Consider the following 17127-nt stretch of genomic DNA (forward strand, 5'->3'; position numbering starts at 1 on the left):
GAGATCACAACGTATGTTGAACCGTCGCACCCTCCTTACCACCGCCGGCGCCACTGTTGCGCTGGCCTCTCCCATTGCCGGCATGGCGCAGGGACGGAAGGACGCCATCGTGATCGGCATGGCGCTCGAGCCGCCGGGCCTCGATCCGACTGCCGGTGCCGCGGCCGCCATCGCCGAGGTCGTGCACTACAACATCCTCGAAACGCTCACCAAGATCAACGCCGACGGCAGCGTCACGCCCCTCCTGGCCGAGAGCTGGGAAGTGTCGCCCGACCTGAAGACCTACACCTTCAAGCTCAAGCGCGGCGTCAAGTTCCAGAACGGCGAACCGTTCAACGCCAACACGGTGAAGTTCGCCTTCGACCGCGCCGGCAGCGAGAAGAGCACCAACAAGGACAAGCGCACGTTCGCGAACCTGAGCACGCAGGTGGTCGACGACTACACCGTGGTGATCATCAACAAGGAGATCGACCCCGACCTGCCCTTCGTGCTGGGCCAGGCCACCGCCGTCATCGTCGAGCCCAAGAGCGCCGACACCAACGCCACCAAGCCGACCGGCACCGGACCCTACAAGCTCGACAGCTGGGCCAAGGGCTCGTCGCTCACGCTCAGCAAGTGGGACGGCTTCCGCAGCCCCGGCACCGCAAAGATCAACAAGGTCACCTTCCGCTTCATTGCCGATGCCGCCGCGCAGGCCGCGTCGCTGCTGGCTGGAGACGTCGATGTGTTCACGCGCATCGGCACGCGCGTGGTGCCGCAGTTCAAGAACAACCCGCAGTTCCAAACCATCCTGGCCGGCTCGCGCGCCAAGACCATCCTGTCGATCAACAACAAGAAAAAGCCGCTTGACGATGTGCGCGTGCGCCGCGCCATCCTGGCAGCCATCGACCGCAAGGCGGTGATCGAAGGCGCGGCCGACGGCTTCGGCGTGCCGATTGGCAGCCACTACGTGCCGGGAGCGGCAGGGTATGTCGACACCACGGGCATCAACCCCTTCGACATCGAGAACGCCAAGAAGCTGCTCGCCGAAGCCGGCGTGAAGACCCCGCTCGAACTGACCATGACCCTGCCGCCGCCACCCTATGCGCGCCAGGGCGGCGAGGTGATCGTCGCCCAGCTGGCCAAGATCGGCATCAACGTGAAGGTGCAGAACGTCGAGTGGGCGCAGTGGCTCAGCGGCACCTACGGCAACAAGGACTACGACCTGTCGATCATTTCGCACGTCGAACCCTTCGACCTCGGAAACTACGCCAAGGCGGACTACTACTGGGGCTACCAGTCGAAGGCCTTCAACACGCTGTTCGACAAGATCAAGGCCACGGGCAACGCCGCCGAGCGCAACAAGCTGCTCGGCGAGGCGCAGAAGATGCTGGCCACCGACGCAGCCAACGGCTTCCTCTACCAGCCGCAGTTCCCGACCATCGCGAAGAAGAACGTGAAGGGCATCTGGAAGGAGAACCCGATCTTCGTGAACGACCTGTCGGCCCTGTCGTGGGGATGAGCGCCGACGTGTCTTCTTCTTCGCTCAACGACCTCTCCGCGCAGGAACTCTCGGCCGCCTACCGCGACAAGCGCCTGTCGCCGGTTGAGGTCACGCAGGCCGTCATCGCGCACATCGAGCGCTGGGAACCGCAGCTGCAGGCCACTTGGCTCTTCAAGCCAGAAGCCGCGCTCGAACAGGCGCGCGCCTCGGAAGCGCGCTGGCAACGCGGCGAAGCGCTCGGCCCGCTCGACGGCGTGCCGGCCACCATCAAGGAAAACATTGCCACCCGTGGCGACCCAATGCCGGCTGGCACTGCGGCCGTCGATTTGAAGCCGGCAGCCGCCGACGCGCCGCCTGCCGCGCGCCTGAAGGAAGCCGGCGCGGTGATCGTTAGCAAGACCACCATGCCTGACTACGGCATGCTGTCTTCGGGGCTCTCGAGTTTTCACAAGCTGGCGCGCAATCCGTGGGATCTCCGCAAGACGCCGGGCGGCTCGAGCGCCGGAGCCGGTGCGGCGGCTGCCGCGGGCTATGGCCCGCTGCACATCGGCACCGACATCGGCGGTTCGCTGCGCCTGCCCGCGAGCTGGTGCGGCATCTTCACGCTCAAGCCGAGCCTGGGACGCATCCCGATCGATCCGCCTTACATGGGCCGCGCCGCAGGGCCAATGACCCGCAGCGTCGGCGATGCCGCGCTGATGATGCAGGTGCTCTCCAAGCCGGACGCACGCGACAGCATGAGCCTGCCGCCGCAAGACATCGATTGGGCCGGCTTCGATGTGTCGCCCGACCATTTGCGGGGGCTGCGCATCGGCCTGCTGCTGGATGCAGGATGCGGCCTCGCGGTCGAGCCCGAAATCCAGGCCGCAGTCGAGCATGCGGCCCGTCTTTTCGAAAAAGCCGGCGCAATCGTCGAAACCATGCAGCCGTTCATGTCGCAAGCCATGCTCGACGGCATGGACCACCTGTGGCGCATGCGCTCGCTGGTGGACATGAAGGCGCTGCGCGCCGACCAGCGCGCCAAGGTGCTGCCCTACATTCGCGAATGGGCCGAGAGCGCGGCGGAGTTCAGCGGCGAGCACGTGTTCCGCGGTTTCAGCCAGTTCCATGCGACGCGGGTTGCGGCGGTGCAGGCGTGTGCGCGTTTCGACTACGTGATCTCGCCGGTTTCGCCCAATATGCCCGCGGCCGCGGAAGCGCCTTCGCCGACGAATGACCCATTGCGGCCGCTGGAACACATCGGGTTCACGGTCCCGTTCAACATGTCGGAGCAGCCGGCTTCGTCGGTGAACTGCGGGTACTCGGCGAGTGGATTGCCGATCGGACTGCAGATAGCGGGCAAGCGTTTCGACGACCTCGGCGTGCTGCGCGTGTCGCGTGCGTTCGAACAAATTCGGGAGCCGCAGCGGCCCTGGCCTGTGGCGCCTGAACGGTAGGCGTGATTCAGGGTGCGATCACGCCGATGGGGGACATTCGCGGAGGGAGTACCCGGTGCCCTGTGCACACGCCCCGGACAAGAGCCCCGGAGCCCGTCACTCAAGTCGCAGCGTAGCGCCCCGGCTTGTGGTTGATCCACAGAAAAAGCCCCATCACCACCGCGGCCAGTACCGACCAGCCCACGCGCTGCGGCGGAATCACGAACAGCGCGAGCAACACCACGGTGCAGTCGATGCCGATCTGCACCTTGCCGGCGGGCCAGCCGCGTTTCTCTTGCAGGTACAGGGTCAGCACCGTCGCGCCGCCCAGACTCGCGCGATGGCGGGCGAGGAACAGGCAACCGGTGCCCAGCAACAGGCCGCCGAGCACGGCTGCTAGGGCCGGGTGCAGTGATTCGATCGAGATGTAGCGCGGCGCCCAATCGGTCATCACCGAGAGCAGCACGATGGCCGAGAAAGTCTTGACCGTGAAGGCCCGTCCCATGTGGCGCCATGCGAACCAGTAGAACGGCAGGTTCACCAGGAAGAACAATTTTCCGAAGCTCACGCCCGTGGCGTAGTGCAAGAGGAATGCGACGCCGGCTGTGCCGCCCGTGAGCAAGCCTGCCTGGCCGAACAGCATCATGGCGATGGCAACGAACAGCGTGCCCGAAAAAATGGCCCGTGCATCGTCGAAGCCGGAGTGGCGCAGCAGATCCGGCGGGGTTGTAGGTTGTGGCGCGTCCATGGCGGGCTTGACGCAAATCCCGCGCCACCCCGGAACGTCACACCAGATACGTCGCCAGCATCTCCCGAGCCCGCGTCACGAATTCCGTCTCGCCCCTGCGGCTGGGCAAGAACTGGAATGCGACCCGGGGCAAGGCCGGCAAGCCATGCGGCGCCGTCAGCCGCACCACCCCATCACACACCGCGGACTCGTTCAGGCAGGCCACGCCAAGCCCCGCAGCCAGCGCCGACTGCAAGCCTGCCACTCCCGAAGCCACGTGCGCCAGCACATACGGCACCCTGCGCCGCCGAAGCAGCGACACGGTGTACTGATGCAGCGAGCATGTGTCCGGCAAGGCCAGCAGCCGAAGCGGTTCGCCCCGCGCCAGGCGCATGCCGGTGGCGCCGAGCCACGCCAGCGATTCGCGCCGGACTACCGGTGCCTTCGCACCCTGCTCCGCCGCTGAGGCCGCGCCCGTGATACTCATTGCCAGCCCCACGTCGAACTCGCCATTCGCATAGGCTGCCCGCAACGCATCGCTCTTCAGAATGCTCACGTTCAGCCGCACCTTCGGATAGCTCTCGCCGAGGCGCCCCAGCAACCGGGTGAGATCGCCGGGGCGGAAGTAGTCGGTCACGGCCAGCCGCAGCTCCCCCTGGAGGCTCTCACCATGCAGATCGCGAAATGCCTCGTCGCTGAGCGCGAGGATGCGGCGCGCATAGGCCAGGAGCCGCGTGCCCGCCTCGGTCGGCGCCACGCCGGCCTTGCTGCGCGTGAGCAGCGACTTCCCTGCCCGCTCCTCCAGCTTGCGTATCTGCTCGCTGACCGAGGACTGCGAAAGAAACACGCGCGGCGCCGCGGCCGTGAGGCTGCCGGCGTCGATCACGGCGGCCAGGGTGCGAAGCTGTTCCAGGTCGAAAGTCTGCATGGCGATCCATCTGTTTAACCGATGACATCAATCATATCTTCCCGCTTTTCCGATAGATTCCAAGTCTCCACAATGACCCCATCGTTCACTCATTCACGGAGTTTCAGATGCCGCATATCGTTGTTCATCTCTCGGGCGAGCCCGACGCCCAGCTCACGCGCAAGACCGTCGACGTGGTCGCCGAGTTGACCCAGAGCGTGCTCGGCAAGCAGTTGCCGGTGATCGCCATCACGGTGCAGTACATCGCCGCCGACACATGGTTCATCGGTGGGCAGTCGCTCCCCTCGCTCGGCAAGTCGGCGTTCCACCTCGACATCAGCATCACGGACGAGACCAACACCAAGGCGGAAAAGGCGCGCTACCTGCGCGAGGTGCATGCCGCCATGGCACGGCTGCGGCCCAACCTGCACGAGGTGTCGTACATCCACGTGATCGATGCGCGCGGCGCGGCCTACGGCTATGGCGGCAAGACGCAGGAATACCGCCACCAGCAAGCGGGCGTTTGAAGCCTGCGGCGGGGCGTGGCACCATCAGCGCCATGCCCCCTGCAATGCTGCATGCCGACAGCTTCGGCAACCCGCTCACGCTCGACGATGCCGCCAGCCTGCCGCTCGTCGACGACTTCGTCTTGGGCTTTTTGTCGAGCGAGGCGCGCGCGGTCAACCTGCTCGCCCTGGCCGACAGCGACGCGAGCCCCATGGTGCAGGCTTATTGCGCAACGCTGCACCTTTTTGCCGAATCGCGCGAGGCCGCGGCCAACGCACGGCCCTTCCTCGACAAGGCCCGAGCCGGGATGGCGCGCGCCACGCCGCGCGAGCGGCGCTACGTTGCGGCCATCGAGGCCTGGGCCGAGGGCGACATCGCCAAGGCCATCGCACTGCACGCGGAGCAAGCGCGGGAGCATCCGCGCGACCTCGTCTCGTTGAAGCTCGGGCAGTACCACTGCTTCAATACCGGCGACTGCCCCGGCATGCTGCGCCTGGCGCTTACTACGCTGCCGGCCGCATCCGACGTGCCTTATGTGCATGGCATGGCCGCCTTCGGCTACGAGCAATGCCACCTGATGCGCGACGCCGAGGCCAGCGCCCGCCGAGCTATCGGCATGTGCCGCAAGGAACCCTGGGCGCATCACGCGCTGGCGCATGTGATGCTCACCGAAGGCCGGCTCTCCGAAGGGCTGGTGTTCATGCAAGGCGTGAGCGACACCTGGACCGGGCTCAATTCGTTCATGGTCACGCACAACTGGTGGCACGTGGCGCTGTTCCTCATCGAGCTGGGTCGCGATGCCGAAGCGCTCACGGTGTACGACCGCGAGGTGTGGGGCGTGGTGAAGGACTACTCGCAAGACCAGATCGGCGCCGTCTCGCTGCTCGCGCGCTTCGAACTCGCGGGCATCGACGTCGGTGCGCGATGGGACGACATCAGCGGCTACCTTGTGCAGCGCACGTCAGACCACGTGCTGCCCTTTCTCGACCTGCAGTATCTGTACGGACTGGCCCGCGCGGGCCGCCCCGAGACCGATGAGCTGCTGCGCAACATCGAGGCCTATGCGCCCCGCGCGCCGCTCTCCGCGCGCGCCGCCTGGGAGCACGTGTGCGTGCCGGCCGCGCGCGGCCTCGTTGCGCATGCGCGCGGCGATCTCGCTTCCGCCATCGAAGGGCTGGGCATGGCCTTGCCGCGGCTGCTCGAGATCGGCGGCAGCCATGCGCAACGCGACCTGTTCGAGCAGGTGTACCTCGACGCCCTCGTGCGCACCGGCAGCCAGGCCACGCTCACGGGTGCGCAAGGCATCCTGCAGCAGCAGCGCAACGGCCAGCCCGAGTCGCTGCGCCTGCGCCGACAGGCCAGTGCCGTCTATGCGTGGCTCGGGCTCGAACAACTGGCATCGCGGCTCTGAGTGGGGCAGACAGAGGCCATGCCTTCCGGTCATGGGGCGTGTCGCAAAAGGAATTAACGGTCCGCGGGAGCGGCTCCTAAACTGCCCGCTTCACATCGCTCCGGATCGCTCGCCCATGCAGAAATCAGTTGTCGTGCTCGCCGCGCTCGCGGCCCTGGCGGGTCTTTCATCCGCCGCCGATGCCCCGGTCGAGCTCGACCTGCTGCTGCGCGGCGGCACCGTCTACACCGGCGATTCGAACGAGCCCACCATGGGCGACGTCGGCATCCTGGGCGACCGCATCGTCTTCGCGGGGCCGAAGGCGCCGGCGCAATTCAGTGCGCGGCGGACCATCGACGCCACGGGCATGGTCGTGGCGCCGGGCTTCGTCGACGCGCACACCCACGCCGATGCCGACCTGCTTTCCACCGATCCGCAGAAGCGCCTGAACATTCCCTTTCTCACCCAGGGCGTGACCACCGCCGTCATCGGCAACGACGGCTTTGGCGGCTTCGACATCGCGGCGCAGACGAAGCGGTTGCGTTCGGCGCCGGTGGGAACCAACGTGGCCATGTACGTGGGATTCGGCCCGGTGCGCATCAGCCAGCTCGGCGAAGCCAATCGCACGCCCACGCCCGAGCAGCTCGACGCGATGCGCCAGCATGTGAGCCGGGCCATGTGCGACGGTGCGCTGGGCCTATCGACCGGTCTTTTCTATCCGCCGCAGAATTTCTCGAAGACCGAGGAGGTCATCGAGCTCGCGAAGGTCGCGGCCCGGCACGGCGGGCTCTACGACAGCCACATCCGCGACGAGTCGATGTACAACATCGGACTGAAAGGCGCCATCGAGGAAGTGATCCGCATCGGCCGCGAAGCCCGCCTGCCGGTGCACGTGGCGCAAATCAAGGCGCTGGGCGTGGACGTGCAGGGCCAGAGCGGCGACATCATCCGCCGCATCGAAAAGGAGCGTGCCGCCGGGCTCGACATCACGGCCGACCACTATCCGTGGACGGCATCGAGCACGCGCTTCTCGGCCGCGCTGGTGCCGCCATGGGCTGTCGACGGCGGCCGAGAGGCCATGCTCAAGCGCTTTGACGATGCGGCGGTGCAGGAGCGCCTGCGAACCGGCGTGCGCGAGAACCTGCGCCTGCGCGGCGGTCCCGAGACGATCCTGTTTTCGGCCGGCAGCACCAAGTACGTCGGCAAGACGCTGGCCGACGTGGCCAAGACCTCGAATGCCGATCCGGTGGATGCTGCCATTGCCGTGCTGCGTGACGGCGACCTGATGATCGCCTCGTTCAACCAGAGCGACGACGACGTGCGCGCGTTCATGAAGCGGCCATGGGTCATGACCTCGTCCGACTCTTCGCTGGGCCATCCGCGCGCCTACGGCACCTTCGCGCGCAAGTACGACCAGTACGTGGTGAAGGAACGCACGATCTCGCTCGGGCAATTCATCCGCAGCAGTTCATCGCTGACCGCCGACACGCTGGGACTGAAGCAGCGCGGGCACCTGCGGCCAGGCTACTACGCCGACGTGGTCGTGTTCGACCCCGCGCGCTATGCCGCCCGGGCCACCTACACGCAGCCTGCGCTGCTGTCCGAGGGCGTGGTCACGGTGCTGGTGAACGGCCGGCTCGCGGTGGACGGCGGCAAGCCCACCGGCGTTGGCGCGGGGCAAGCGCTGCTGCGCACGCCGAAGGCCGGCAGCTGCACCTGAGGAGGCGCGCGCTTTTGCGGCTTCGGCGGCTCAGTTCTTCTCGAGATGCCGCCGCTGGTCGTAGGTCGGCTGCGGCGGCAGGTCGGCAAGATGCCGCGTGTCGGCCCAGTCGACGATCTCGATCGCATCGGGCATCGCGGGATCGGCGATGCGGATGCGGTTGAAGCCCGCATTGGGGATGTCGCTCTGGCGCGGCCCGCTGAGGCTGAGCCCGCGCGCGGTGCGCCATACCATGTCGAGCACTCCCCCATGGGTGACCACGATCAAGTGCTGTCCGCGATGCGTGGCGGCCAGGGTTCCGAGCGCCGCGACGATGCGCGCGTGGAATTCGCGCGCCGACTCGCCCTCGGGCATGGCATGGTCCTCGCGAAACTCCAGCCATTGCTCCCAAGCGCGCGGATGCAACGCCTGGATCTCGTCGGCCCGCATGCCTTCGACAACGCCGAAGTGCTGCTCGCGCAAACCCGCCGACGTGACCACCGGCAGCGACAGCTGCAACGCTGCGGGCGCGGCGGTCTGCTGTGCGCGCATGAGGTCGCTGCTGATGATGTGCTGTGCCGTCTCACCCGCCAGCCGCAGTCCGAGGCGCCGCGCCTGCTCGTGTCCCATGTCGTTGAGCGGCACGTCCGCGTGCCCCTGGAAGCGCAGTTCGCGGTTCCAGGCGGTTTCGCCGTGGCGGATCAGGATGAGCTCGGTCGTGGATTCGGGTTTGGGCGTGGGCATGGAACGTCCATTCTCCACTGCGTGCGTGACGCACAGGCCCTCGATGGCCCCATCTGTTGCATGGCCGCCACCTGCGGCGGGGGCGGTGGCGAAAGCGTGCCGGCTCAGGCGCCCAAAAAAACCCTCGCCGAGAAACCTATGCCCGCTGCGCCAGATCGCCCGATCACGCAGAATGGTCCCATGCCGAATCTTGTCATGCTGCCTGGCCTCGCCTGCGACGAGCGCCTGTGGGAAGCGCAGCTTCCCGTCCTCCCGCCTGCGTTCGAAGCCCGTGTGAGCGATGCCCACACGCGGCACGACACCATCGAGGCCATGGCCGCGGCCGTGCTGCGCGAACACCCCGGTCCGCTCGTGCTCTGCGGCGCGTCGATGGGCGGCATGATCGCGATGGAAGCCGCGCGGCAAGCGCCCGAGCGCATCGCCGGGCTCGCGCTGCTGGGCACCAATCCGCGGCCCGAGGCGCCCGACATGTACGAACTGCGCGAGGGCGCGATCGAATTGTTCGAGCAAGGCGATCTGCGCGAGGTGATCGAACCGAACGTCGTTTTCGCATTTCATCCTGCGCAAGCCGCCGACGAGGCGCTGGTGCAGCGATATTTGGAGATCGTGCTGGACGCCGGCGCGCAGCAGCTGATCCGGCAGAACCGCGCGGTGATGCGCCGCCCCGATGCGCGCGCCCACCTGCCCTCGCTGCGCGCGCCGGTGCTGCTGGTCTGCGGCGATACCGACCGGCTGGCACCGCCCGCCTGCACGCGCGAAATCGCGGCGCTGGTGCCGCACGCCGAAGTCGTGTGGGTGGCCCAATGCGGCCACATGCTGACCATGGAGAAGCCTGCGTTCGTCAACGCGGCGCTGCTCTCCTGGCTGGGTCAGTGGAGCTGACCGCCGGTTTCCGCAATGTCTTTTTCAACGGCCAGCGCGCAAGCCACTGCAACGCGCAGCGCCTCGACCATGGTGGCCAGCGACATGCTCGGCACTCCCGGAAAACGCGCCGCCTGCTCGGGCAGGTACGGGATGTGGATGAAGCCGCCGCGCTGCCCCGGCACGGGGTGCGTGACCATACGGTGCATCAGGCCGTAGAAGATGTGGTTGCAAACGAAGGTGCCCGCGGTGTTCGACACGGATGCCGGCACGCCGGCTGCGCGCAGATCGCGAACCATGGCCTTGATGGGCAGCGTCGAGAAATACGCCGCCGGCGCGCCGGGCATCACGGGCACGTCGATGGGCTGCCGGCCCGCGTTGTCGGCAATGCGGCCGTCGTCGATGTTGATGGCCACCCGCTCGGGCGTGATCTCGGCACGGCCGCCAGCCTGGCCGATGCACAGCACCAGCTCGGGCCGCAGTTCCTCCATCGCGCTCGCAAGCGCCTCGATCGACTGGCCGAAGACGCAGGGCATCTGGCGCGCATGCACGGTGGCGCGGCCGCACTTCCAGCCGTCGAGCGCCCGCACGGCCTCCCACGAAGGGTTGAGGGCTTCGCGGTCGAACGGATCGAACCCGGTCAGCAGGACGTTGGTTCGCTGCGCCACGGTGTAACGGCGCCCGCTCAGGCCACCGCGCGAACCGCGATGCCTTCTAGCTGGAGGCGGTCGCGGATGCGCCGCGCAAACTCCAGTGCGTGGGCGCCGTCGCCATGCAGGCACACGGTCTGGGCATTGACTGGCACGGTGCTGCCGTCGATGGCCGTCACCTTGCGGTCGCGTACCAGCGAGAGCGTCTGGGCGAGCGACTGTTCTTCGTCTTCGATGAGCGCACCGGGCTGGCTGCGCGGCACCAGGCTGCCGTCGGGCATGTAGCCGCGGTCGGCAAACACCTCTTCGACGGGCGTGAGGCCGGCGCGGCGCGCGGCGTCGATCATGCCGCTGCCCGCCAGGCCGAAAAATTTGAGAGAAGGATCGAAACGCCGCACCGCTTCGCACAGCGCGTCGGCGAGTTCGGGCTCCTTCACGGCCTGGTTGTAGAGCTGGCCGTGCGCCTTCACGTGCGAGAGCTTGCCGCCTTCGGCCTTGACGATCGCGGCCAGTGCGCCGACCTGGTAGAGCACGTTGGCCACGATCTCGTCGGGTGGAAGATGCATGGTGCTGCGGCCGAAGTTTTCCCGATCGGGAAAGCTCGGATGAGCGCCGATGGCCACGCCATGTTCGATGGCCCAGCGCACGCACTGCCGCATGGTCTTGGCGTCGCCCGCATGCCAGCCGCACGCGATGTTGGCCGAGCTCACGAGGCCGAGCAGCGCTTCATCGCTGCCGGCGCCTTCACCGAGATCGGCATTGAGGTCGATTTGCATAAGCTTTGTTCCTTCGTCGAGCGCTGAGGCAGGCCGGCGCGCGCCTGCTGATTGCAAGTCTATGCCGGTCTCGTCCAACCCGCAGCCGCAAGCCCTTGCGCCACCTGCGCCAGATAGCGCTGCTGATCGGCCCATGCCTCGAGCGCCTCGGCCATGTCGACCTGCACCAGCCTCAACCGGCCGTCGAGCGGTGCCTGTGCGAGCTTCCACAGGTCGGCGCGGATCACCACGCCGATGCGCGGATAGCCGCCGGTGGTCTGCGCGTCGCCCATCAAGATGATCGGCTGGCCCGAGGGCGGAACCTGGATGGTGCCGGGGATGACACCCGACGAGAGCATGTCGGAACTGCGCTTGCGCTTGAGCTCCGCGCCCGCGAGGCGGCTCCCCATGCGGTTGCTCTGCGCCGTGATGCGCCAGCGTTCGCTCCAGAGCTGCGCGTGCGAGGCCACGGTGAACTGGTCGAACTCGGGGCCCGGCAGCACGCGCAGGGCGATGGAGCCGTCGCTTTCTTCGGGGCCCCAGTCGGGTCCGCGCAGGCCGAAGGGGCGGCGGGCGAGTTGGTCGGCATCGAGCGCCGTGGCGCCCAGTGCGAGCCGGTCGCCCTTGCGCAGCGCGCGGCCCTGATGGCCGCCGAAGCCCGCCTTCAGGTCGGTGCTGCGCGAGCCGAGCACCGGCGGCACGTCGATGCCGCCCGCCACGGCGAGCCAGCTGCGCAACCCGGCCTTTTTCGCGCCGGCTGCATTGGCGCCCGCGAGCGTCACCGTTTGGCCTGCCGCGACCGGCACGCTCCAGCAGGGCCAGAGCGGCGCGCCGTCGAGCCGGGCGCCGAAGCCGTCTCCCACCAGCGCGATGCGGGTGGCGGTTTCGAAGCGGATCTCGCAACCGCCCATGGTGATCTCGAGACCCGCCGCCGCGTCGGTGTTGCCGACCAGCCGGTTCGCCAGCGTGAGCGCCAGCACGTCGAGTGCGCCGCCGGGACAGATGCCCAACTGGCGATGTCCGTGCCGCCCCAGGTCTTGCACCGAGGCCAGCATGCCGGGCTTCTGGACCAGCATCATGTGATGTGCACGCTTTCGACGACGAAGCGCACGCGGTCGCCCGGACGCAGCAGGGTGGGCGGCTCGGCCGAAGGATCGAAGAGCTCAAGCGAGGTGCGGCCGATCAGCTGCCAGCCGCCCGGCGACACCAGCGGATAGATGCCGGTCTGCTCGCCGCCGATGCCGACCGAGCGCGCGGGCACCGCGGTGCGCGGCTCGGACCGGCGCGGCGTGGCCAGTTCGGGTGGCAGTCCGCCCATGAAAGCGAAGCCGGGCAGGAACCCGAGCAGATAGACCACGTAGTCGGCCGCACTATGCCGCCGCACCACTTCGGCCTGCGTGAGCCCGGTGTGTGCCGCCACGTCGGCAAGGTCGGGGCCATGCTCGCCGCCGTACGCCACCGGAATTTCCACCCTGCGGCCTTCGATGGCGGTGGCCGACAACCGGGGCCAGGCCTCGTTGACCCGCGCCATCAGCGCCTCGATGTCGATCGCGGTCGGGTCGAAAGTCAGCGTGAGATTGTTCATGCCAGGCAGCACCTCGCCCACACCGGCCCACCGCTCGACCTCCGCGCCCAGCGCCCAGATCCGTTGTTGCTGCGCCAGCGTGGCCGGCGGCGGCAGCTCGCACAGCAGCGCCGCGTCGCCGAGCGGATGCAGGCGAGGCAAAGGAGGTCGGCTATTCACGACCGAGGCTGCGCACCTTGGCTGCTAGCTGCTTCTCCACATCGGGTGAAACGAACTTGTGGACCTCGCCGCCGAGCATGGCGATTTCGCGCACGAAGGTGCTCGAGATGAACTGGTACTTGTCGCTGGGCGTCAGGAACACGGTCTCCACGTCGGGCATCAGCGAGCGGTTCATGCCCGCGAGCTGAAACTCGTAGTCGAAGTCGGTCACGGCACGCAGGCCGCGCACCATCGCCTTGCCACCGCGCACCACCACGAAATCGCGCAGCAAGCCCGAAAAGCTCTCGACCGTGACCTGGTCGCTGTACGGCTTCACCGCCTCGCGCGCCATCTCGATACGCTCCTGCAGGGAGAACAGCGCCTTCTTGTGATGGCCCGCCGCAACCGCGACGATGACCTTCGAGAAAAGCTGGGTTGCACGCCGCACCACGTCCTCGTGGCCGAGGGTGATGGGATCGAAAGTGCCGGGATAAACCGCGATCACGTTGCTGGCCATGGTCTTCTTCCTCATGCAGCCGGTGCGGCCTGTCCGGCGGATTATGCAGTCCCGTTTGCAGCCTGCCGCAGCAGGTGCGCATGGACTGCCCCCGCCTTTAAGTAACGAAAACCAACAAGGCCGATGGCGGCAAGCTCTTCGTCGTTCCAGCGGCGCGGCGCTTCAAGGTAAACGGCGCCTCCGGCTTTCACGGCCCGCGCCGCGGCACGCAGAGCAGGTTCGTAGAGGGCGACGTTGTCGAAAGGCGGGTCGAGAAACACGGCATCCAGGCTGCCGGCAGTCGTGCGTTCAAGCGCGGTGAGCCCGTTGCCCCGCTCGATGCGAACGGCTTCGGCCGAGAGCTTGGTCTTGGCGGCCTGGAGCTGCGCCACCAGCGCGGCATCCTGCTCGCACAGCAGAACGCTCGCAGCGCCGCGCGAAGCCGCCTCCAGCCCGAGCGCTCCCGTCCCGGCGAAGGCATCGACGCATTGCCAGCCCGGCAGTTCGCCGCCCCCTGCGCCAGCCATGCTCGCGAGCCAGTTGAACAGCGTTTCCCGTACGCGATCGGGCGTGGGCCGCAGGCCGGGCTTGTCGGCCACCGAAAGACGACTGCGCTTCCACTGGCCTCCGATGATGCGCACCTCACGCGGCAGCGCTTTCGAACGCGCGGGGGACGGCGATGGCTTCGACGTGGGACGCTGGGCGGCTGCGGCTTTCTTCTGGGACATGAGGCGAGCTTAACGCCCCCGCACGAGCCTCTATGTGCCGAGCAAGGCGCGCCGTGCCAGCAGCGCGGCCAGCACCAGCATCGTCCCGCCGATCAGCGCATCGAGCATCTGCCAGGCACGCGGACGCGCGAAGACCGGCGCCAGCCATCGCGCCCCAAAGCCCAGCGCCGAGAACCACAGCGCGCTGGCCAGTGCCGAGCCCGCGACGAACCAGGCCTTGAGCGAGCCGCCGTACTGGGCGCCGGTGCTGCCCACGAGCAGCACGGTGTCCAGGTAGACATGCGGGTTCAGCAAGGTGAAGCCTGCCGCCTGCGCCAGCACGGCTGTTCGCGAGAACGATGTGCCATGGGCCGCGGCCTGCAATGCGCCGGGCTGGCGCGAACGCCACAGCGCACGCAGGCCGTACGCGCCCAGGAACAGCGCGCCAAGCCCTGCGAGTGCGCTGGCGAATGCCGGCTTCCCCTTCAGCGCCTGCGCCATTCCGGCCACGCCTGCCGCGATCAAAACCGCATCGCTGGCAGCGCAGAACAGCACCACCGCGCTCACATGCTCGCGCCGCAAGCCCTGGCGCAGCACGTAGGCGTTTTGGGCGCCGATGGCGACGATGAGCACCAGGCTCATGACGAGCCCGTTGATGAATGCGGTGGTGATCTGTTCGTAAGCCATGGCGCTAGCTTGCCGCCGCGAATCAGTTAATACAAACTAAACTTCCTACGCCATATTCAGTTTTTCTAATCACTCGCAAAGAGGCATGCTCGATTACGCCGCCCTGAACGCATTGGCCGCCGTGGTGCGCGAAGGCAGCTTCGAGCGTGCGGCCCGCGCGCTGAACGTCACGCCATCGGCCGTCTCACAGCGCGTAAAGCTGCTCGAAGAGCGCACGGGCGGTGCGCTGGTGGTGCGCGGCCAGCCCTGCGTGGCCACCGAAGCCGGGCAGCAGCTGTGCCGCCACATCGAGCGCGTGGGCATGCTGGAGCACGAGCTGCGCGACGCCCTGCCCTCACTGGGCATGGGCGGCGGGAGCGGCAGCGCGGGCGAGCGGGTCACGGTGCGCGTGGCGGTGAACGCCGACAGCCTCGCCACCTGGTTCATGGCGGCCGCCGCGGCCTTTGCACAGCAGGAAGAATCGGCCCTGCTCGACCTGACCGTGGACGACCAGGACCACACCGCCGAGCGCCTGCGAAGCGGCGCGGTGCTGGCGGCCGTCACCGCCTCGGCGCAGCCGGTGGCGGGCTGCAACAGCGAGGCCCTGGGCGCCATGCACTACGTGGCGGCCGCAAGCCCGGAGTTCGTGCGACGCTACTTCGGCAAGGACGTGGATGCGCGCACATTGGGCAACGCACCCAGCCTGGTGTTCGACCGGAAAGACCGGCTGCAGGCACGTTGGGTGCGGCGCATCTGCCATCGCAGCATCGAGACGCCGCGGCACTGGCTGCCCTCGGCGCAGGGTTTCGTCGACGCGGCGCGCGCCGGCATGGGCTGGGGCATGCTCCCGGCCAGCATGGCGGCCGACGCGCTGCGCTCGGGCGCGCTGGTGGAATTGGTGCCCGGTTCGGCGCTGCAGGTGCCGCTCTACTGGCAGCAGGCGCGCGCGGCGCCGCAACTGCTCGAACGGCTCAAGGCGGCGGTGCGCGCGGCTGCCAAAAGCGGGGCGCACGCGCTGCGCTGAGAACGCCCGTTATTGCTTTCCGCCCACCACCACCGTCACCATGCGCCCGGGCTGGAGCTTGCGCGCAAAGGCGGCGCGAACTTCGGCTGCGGTGACCGCGTTCATGCGCGCGGTCCATGTGTCGAGATAGTCGAGCGGCAAGTCGTACCACGCAATGTTGGCCACGTTGCCGATGAGCTTGCGATTGCTGTCCAGCAAGAGCGGAAAGCCGCCAATCAGGTTGTCCTTCGCGGCCTTGAGCTCTTCGGTGGTCGGACCTTCGGCCACGAACTTCGCGACCACGTCGCGCGAAACCTTGACGGCCTCCTCGGCCTGGTCGGGCCGCGTCTGGAATCCCACCCGGAACGCACCGGCATCCAGCCCCGGCGCAAAGCCGCTGTAGACGCTGTAGGCCAGGCCGCGCTTCTCGCGCACTTCATTGGTCAACCGCGAGACGAAGCCACCGCCGCCCAGCACGTAGTTGCCGAGCGTGAGCGCGAAGTGATCCGGGTCCTTGCGCGGGTAGCCCGGCTGGCCGATGAAGACATGGGCCTGGGCCGAAGCAAACGGAATGCGATCGTCCTTTGGCGCCGCGAGCGCAGTCACCGGCGCAATGGCGGGCAGCGGCGTGCAAGCCTCGGGCCCCGGCAGCCGCGAGAGCAGCGCGGTAGCCATGGCCTCGGCCTCGGCGCGGGTCACGGCGCCCACGATGCTGAGCTTGGCGCGGCACGGCACGATGAGCTGCTGGTAGCGCTGCCGCATGGCCGCGGTGTCGATCCGCGCGAGCGTGGCTTCGGTGACTTGCTGCCCGTAGGGATGGATGCCGTAGACGCCCTGCGCGAAGGCGCGGCCCGCGATGGTCGCCGGCTTGGTGTTGGCTTCCTTCAGCGAGGCATTGATGCGCTCGCGCTCGCGCTGCCAGATGTCGTCGGGAAAGGCCGGCTCGCCGATCTCGCGCGAAGCCAGCGCCACGACCTTGGCCCGCAGCGCGGGGTCGGACAGCGTGCGCAGCGAGTAGCTCGCGCGATCGGTGCCGGCGCTGGCATTGAACTCCGCGCCCAGGTCGGCCCAGGCTTCCCCCAGCGCGTTCTCATCGAGCGCCGGCTCGCCGTTCTTGCCGGCGCGCACGCCCTTCTCGACCATGGTCGCGGTCGCGCTGGCAAGGCCCGCTTGGGCCGCCGGATCGCGCCGGCTGCCGGCGTCGAAATCGATCTGCACATCGACGATGGGCAGTGCCTGGGTCGACACCAGGTAGATCTTGGCGCCACTTGCAAGCGTCCAGTGCTCGATGGGGAGCGCGGCTTGCGCGGCGTTGGAACCCGCCACGGCGGCGACGGCAGCGAACAGCGCGGAACGCAGGATTTTTTTCATTGGGGTCATTGGAATCCGGCGCC

Annotated in this window: 18 protein-coding genes; 7 read left to right on the forward strand and 11 right to left on the reverse strand. The window is 67.9% G+C overall.

Annotated features, from left to right (window positions below; genetic code table 11):
• Nucleotides 1-13: 13 nt before the first annotated feature.
• Complete coding sequence (locus BLR24_RS10590; protein WP_093016575.1) at nucleotides 14-1501, forward strand: ABC transporter substrate-binding protein; 1488 nt, start codon at nucleotides 14-16, stop codon at nucleotides 1499-1501.
• Nucleotides 1498-2919 (forward strand): amidase, encoded by a 1422-nt coding sequence (locus BLR24_RS10595; protein WP_093016577.1) that lies wholly within the window; start codon nucleotides 1498-1500, stop codon nucleotides 2917-2919. The genes BLR24_RS10590 and BLR24_RS10595 overlap by 4 nt, the downstream gene beginning before the upstream one ends.
• Nucleotides 2920-3019: 100 nt before the next feature.
• On the opposite strand, the gene BLR24_RS10600 is transcribed toward BLR24_RS10595, so the two are convergent.
• Together BLR24_RS10600 and BLR24_RS10605 are read right to left on the reverse strand one after the other, a co-directional pair.
• Nucleotides 3020-3646 carry a YitT family protein gene (locus tag BLR24_RS10600; protein ID WP_093016579.1) on the reverse strand — a complete coding sequence of 209 codons (627 nt, stop codon included), beginning with the start codon at nucleotides 3644-3646 and terminating at the stop codon, nucleotides 3020-3022.
• Nucleotides 3647-3683: 37 nt separating this feature from the next.
• Nucleotides 3684-4553, reverse strand: a complete 870-nt coding sequence (locus tag BLR24_RS10605) for a LysR family transcriptional regulator (protein WP_093016581.1) — start codon at nucleotides 4551-4553, stop codon at nucleotides 3684-3686.
• Between the two features lie 107 nt (nucleotides 4554-4660).
• Here BLR24_RS10605 and BLR24_RS10610 point away from each other — a divergent pair, with 107 nt between their 5' ends.
• The 3 genes from BLR24_RS10610 (at nucleotide 4661) to BLR24_RS10620 (ending at nucleotide 8149) form a co-directional block, all read left to right on the forward strand.
• Nucleotides 4661-5059, forward strand: coding sequence for a tautomerase family protein (locus BLR24_RS10610; RefSeq protein ID WP_093016583.1), 399 nt, complete (start codon nucleotides 4661-4663; stop codon nucleotides 5057-5059).
• Between the two features lie 32 nt (nucleotides 5060-5091).
• Nucleotides 5092-6450: a tetratricopeptide repeat protein gene (locus BLR24_RS10615; RefSeq protein ID WP_093016585.1), complete on the forward strand. Its 1359-nt coding sequence runs from the start codon at nucleotides 5092-5094 to the stop codon at nucleotides 6448-6450.
• Between the two features lie 115 nt (nucleotides 6451-6565).
• Entirely contained in the window at nucleotides 6566-8149 is a 1584-nt protein-coding gene (locus BLR24_RS10620) for an N-acyl-D-amino-acid deacylase family protein (RefSeq protein WP_093016587.1), read from the forward strand.
• Between the two features lie 30 nt (nucleotides 8150-8179).
• Here BLR24_RS10620 and BLR24_RS10625 read toward each other — a convergent pair whose 3' ends face one another.
• Entirely contained in the window at nucleotides 8180-8872 is a 693-nt protein-coding gene (locus BLR24_RS10625) for a histidine phosphatase family protein (protein ID WP_093016589.1), read from the reverse strand.
• A 180-nt stretch (nucleotides 8873-9052) separates the two neighbouring features.
• Here BLR24_RS10625 and BLR24_RS10630 point away from each other — a divergent pair, with 180 nt between their 5' ends.
• A complete protein-coding gene (locus BLR24_RS10630; protein ID WP_175543246.1) occupies nucleotides 9053-9754 on the forward strand; it encodes an alpha/beta fold hydrolase in 702 nt (233 codons plus the stop codon).
• Here BLR24_RS10630 and pcp read toward each other — a convergent pair.
• The 7 genes from pcp to BLR24_RS10665 are packed head-to-tail and all read right to left on the reverse strand — an operon-like array spanning nucleotide 9742 to nucleotide 14751.
• Nucleotides 9742-10401, reverse strand: a complete 660-nt coding sequence (pcp, locus tag BLR24_RS10635; protein ID WP_093016591.1) for a pyroglutamyl-peptidase I — start codon at nucleotides 10399-10401, stop codon at nucleotides 9742-9744. The two genes, BLR24_RS10630 and pcp, sit on opposite strands and share 13 nt — an antisense overlap.
• A gap of 17 nt (nucleotides 10402-10418) precedes the next feature.
• The gene (gene pxpA / locus BLR24_RS10640; protein ID WP_093016593.1) at nucleotides 10419-11159 is read right to left on the reverse strand and encodes a 5-oxoprolinase subunit PxpA; all 741 of its coding nucleotides are present in this window, start codon (nucleotides 11157-11159) and stop codon (nucleotides 10419-10421) included.
• A gap of 59 nt (nucleotides 11160-11218) precedes the next feature.
• A complete protein-coding gene (locus BLR24_RS10645) occupies nucleotides 11219-12217 on the reverse strand; it encodes a 5-oxoprolinase subunit C family protein (protein ID WP_093016595.1) in 999 nt (332 codons plus the stop codon).
• Nucleotides 12214-12864, reverse strand: a complete 651-nt coding sequence (gene pxpB / locus BLR24_RS10650) for a 5-oxoprolinase subunit PxpB (RefSeq protein WP_093016597.1) — start codon at nucleotides 12862-12864, stop codon at nucleotides 12214-12216. Before pxpB ends, BLR24_RS10645 begins: the two co-directional genes overlap by 4 nt.
• A gap of 10 nt (nucleotides 12865-12874) precedes the next feature.
• Nucleotides 12875-13378, reverse strand: coding sequence for a pantetheine-phosphate adenylyltransferase (gene coaD, locus BLR24_RS10655; protein WP_055802687.1), 504 nt, complete (start codon nucleotides 13376-13378; stop codon nucleotides 12875-12877).
• Nucleotides 13379-13419: 41 nt separating this feature from the next.
• Nucleotides 13420-14085 carry an RsmD family RNA methyltransferase gene (locus BLR24_RS10660; protein ID WP_093016599.1) on the reverse strand — a complete coding sequence of 222 codons (666 nt, stop codon included), beginning with the start codon at nucleotides 14083-14085 and terminating at the stop codon, nucleotides 13420-13422.
• A gap of 30 nt (nucleotides 14086-14115) precedes the next feature.
• Nucleotides 14116-14751 (reverse strand): LysE/ArgO family amino acid transporter, encoded by a 636-nt coding sequence (locus tag BLR24_RS10665; RefSeq protein WP_093016601.1) that lies wholly within the window; start codon nucleotides 14749-14751, stop codon nucleotides 14116-14118.
• An 85-nt stretch (nucleotides 14752-14836) separates the two neighbouring features.
• Here BLR24_RS10665 and BLR24_RS10670 point away from each other — a divergent pair, with 85 nt between their 5' ends.
• Nucleotides 14837-15754, forward strand: a complete 918-nt coding sequence (locus BLR24_RS10670; protein ID WP_093016603.1) for a LysR family transcriptional regulator ArgP — start codon at nucleotides 14837-14839, stop codon at nucleotides 15752-15754.
• 9 nt (nucleotides 15755-15763) lie between these two features.
• On the opposite strand, the gene BLR24_RS10675 is transcribed toward BLR24_RS10670, so the two are convergent.
• Nucleotides 15764-17113 (reverse strand): M16 family metallopeptidase, encoded by a 1350-nt coding sequence (locus BLR24_RS10675; RefSeq protein WP_093016605.1) that lies wholly within the window; start codon nucleotides 17111-17113, stop codon nucleotides 15764-15766.
• Between the last annotated feature and the right edge of the window lie 14 nt (nucleotides 17114-17127).

The sequence above is a fragment of the Variovorax sp. OV700 genome (assembly GCF_900099805.1).
In the GTDB taxonomy this organism is placed as follows: domain Bacteria; phylum Pseudomonadota; class Gammaproteobacteria; order Burkholderiales; family Burkholderiaceae_C; genus Variovorax.

Coding starts and splice junctions, on each gene's coding strand:
- BLR24_RS10645 (WP_093016595.1), bottom strand. CDS start 12,217: ATGATGCTGGTCCAGAAGCCCGGCATGCTGGCCTCGGTGCAAGACCTG.
- BLR24_RS10630 (WP_175543246.1), top strand. CDS start 9,053: ATGCCGAATCTTGTCATGCTGCCTGGCCTCGCCTGCGACGAGCGCCTG.
- BLR24_RS10600 (WP_093016579.1), bottom strand. CDS start 3,646: ATGGACGCGCCACAACCTACAACCCCGCCGGATCTGCTGCGCCACTCC.
- BLR24_RS10665 (WP_093016601.1), bottom strand. CDS start 14,751: ATGGCTTACGAACAGATCACCACCGCATTCATCAACGGGCTCGTCATG.
- BLR24_RS10675 (WP_093016605.1), bottom strand. CDS start 17,113: ATGACCCCAATGAAAAAAATCCTGCGTTCCGCGCTGTTCGCTGCCGTC.
- BLR24_RS10670 (WP_093016603.1), top strand. CDS start 14,837: ATGCTCGATTACGCCGCCCTGAACGCATTGGCCGCCGTGGTGCGCGAA.
- BLR24_RS10620 (WP_093016587.1), top strand. CDS start 6,566: ATGCAGAAATCAGTTGTCGTGCTCGCCGCGCTCGCGGCCCTGGCGGGT.
- BLR24_RS10595 (WP_093016577.1), top strand. CDS start 1,498: ATGAGCGCCGACGTGTCTTCTTCTTCGCTCAACGACCTCTCCGCGCAG.
- pxpA (WP_093016593.1), bottom strand. CDS start 11,159: ATGCAAATCGACCTCAATGCCGATCTCGGTGAAGGCGCCGGCAGCGAT.
- BLR24_RS10605 (WP_093016581.1), bottom strand. CDS start 4,553: ATGCAGACTTTCGACCTGGAACAGCTTCGCACCCTGGCCGCCGTGATC.
- BLR24_RS10590 (WP_093016575.1), top strand. CDS start 14: ATGTTGAACCGTCGCACCCTCCTTACCACCGCCGGCGCCACTGTTGCG.
- coaD (WP_055802687.1), bottom strand. CDS start 13,378: ATGGCCAGCAACGTGATCGCGGTTTATCCCGGCACTTTCGATCCCATC.
- BLR24_RS10610 (WP_093016583.1), top strand. CDS start 4,661: ATGCCGCATATCGTTGTTCATCTCTCGGGCGAGCCCGACGCCCAGCTC.
- BLR24_RS10615 (WP_093016585.1), top strand. CDS start 5,092: ATGCCCCCTGCAATGCTGCATGCCGACAGCTTCGGCAACCCGCTCACG.
- BLR24_RS10625 (WP_093016589.1), bottom strand. CDS start 8,872: ATGCCCACGCCCAAACCCGAATCCACGACCGAGCTCATCCTGATCCGC.
- BLR24_RS10660 (WP_093016599.1), bottom strand. CDS start 14,085: ATGTCCCAGAAGAAAGCCGCAGCCGCCCAGCGTCCCACGTCGAAGCCA.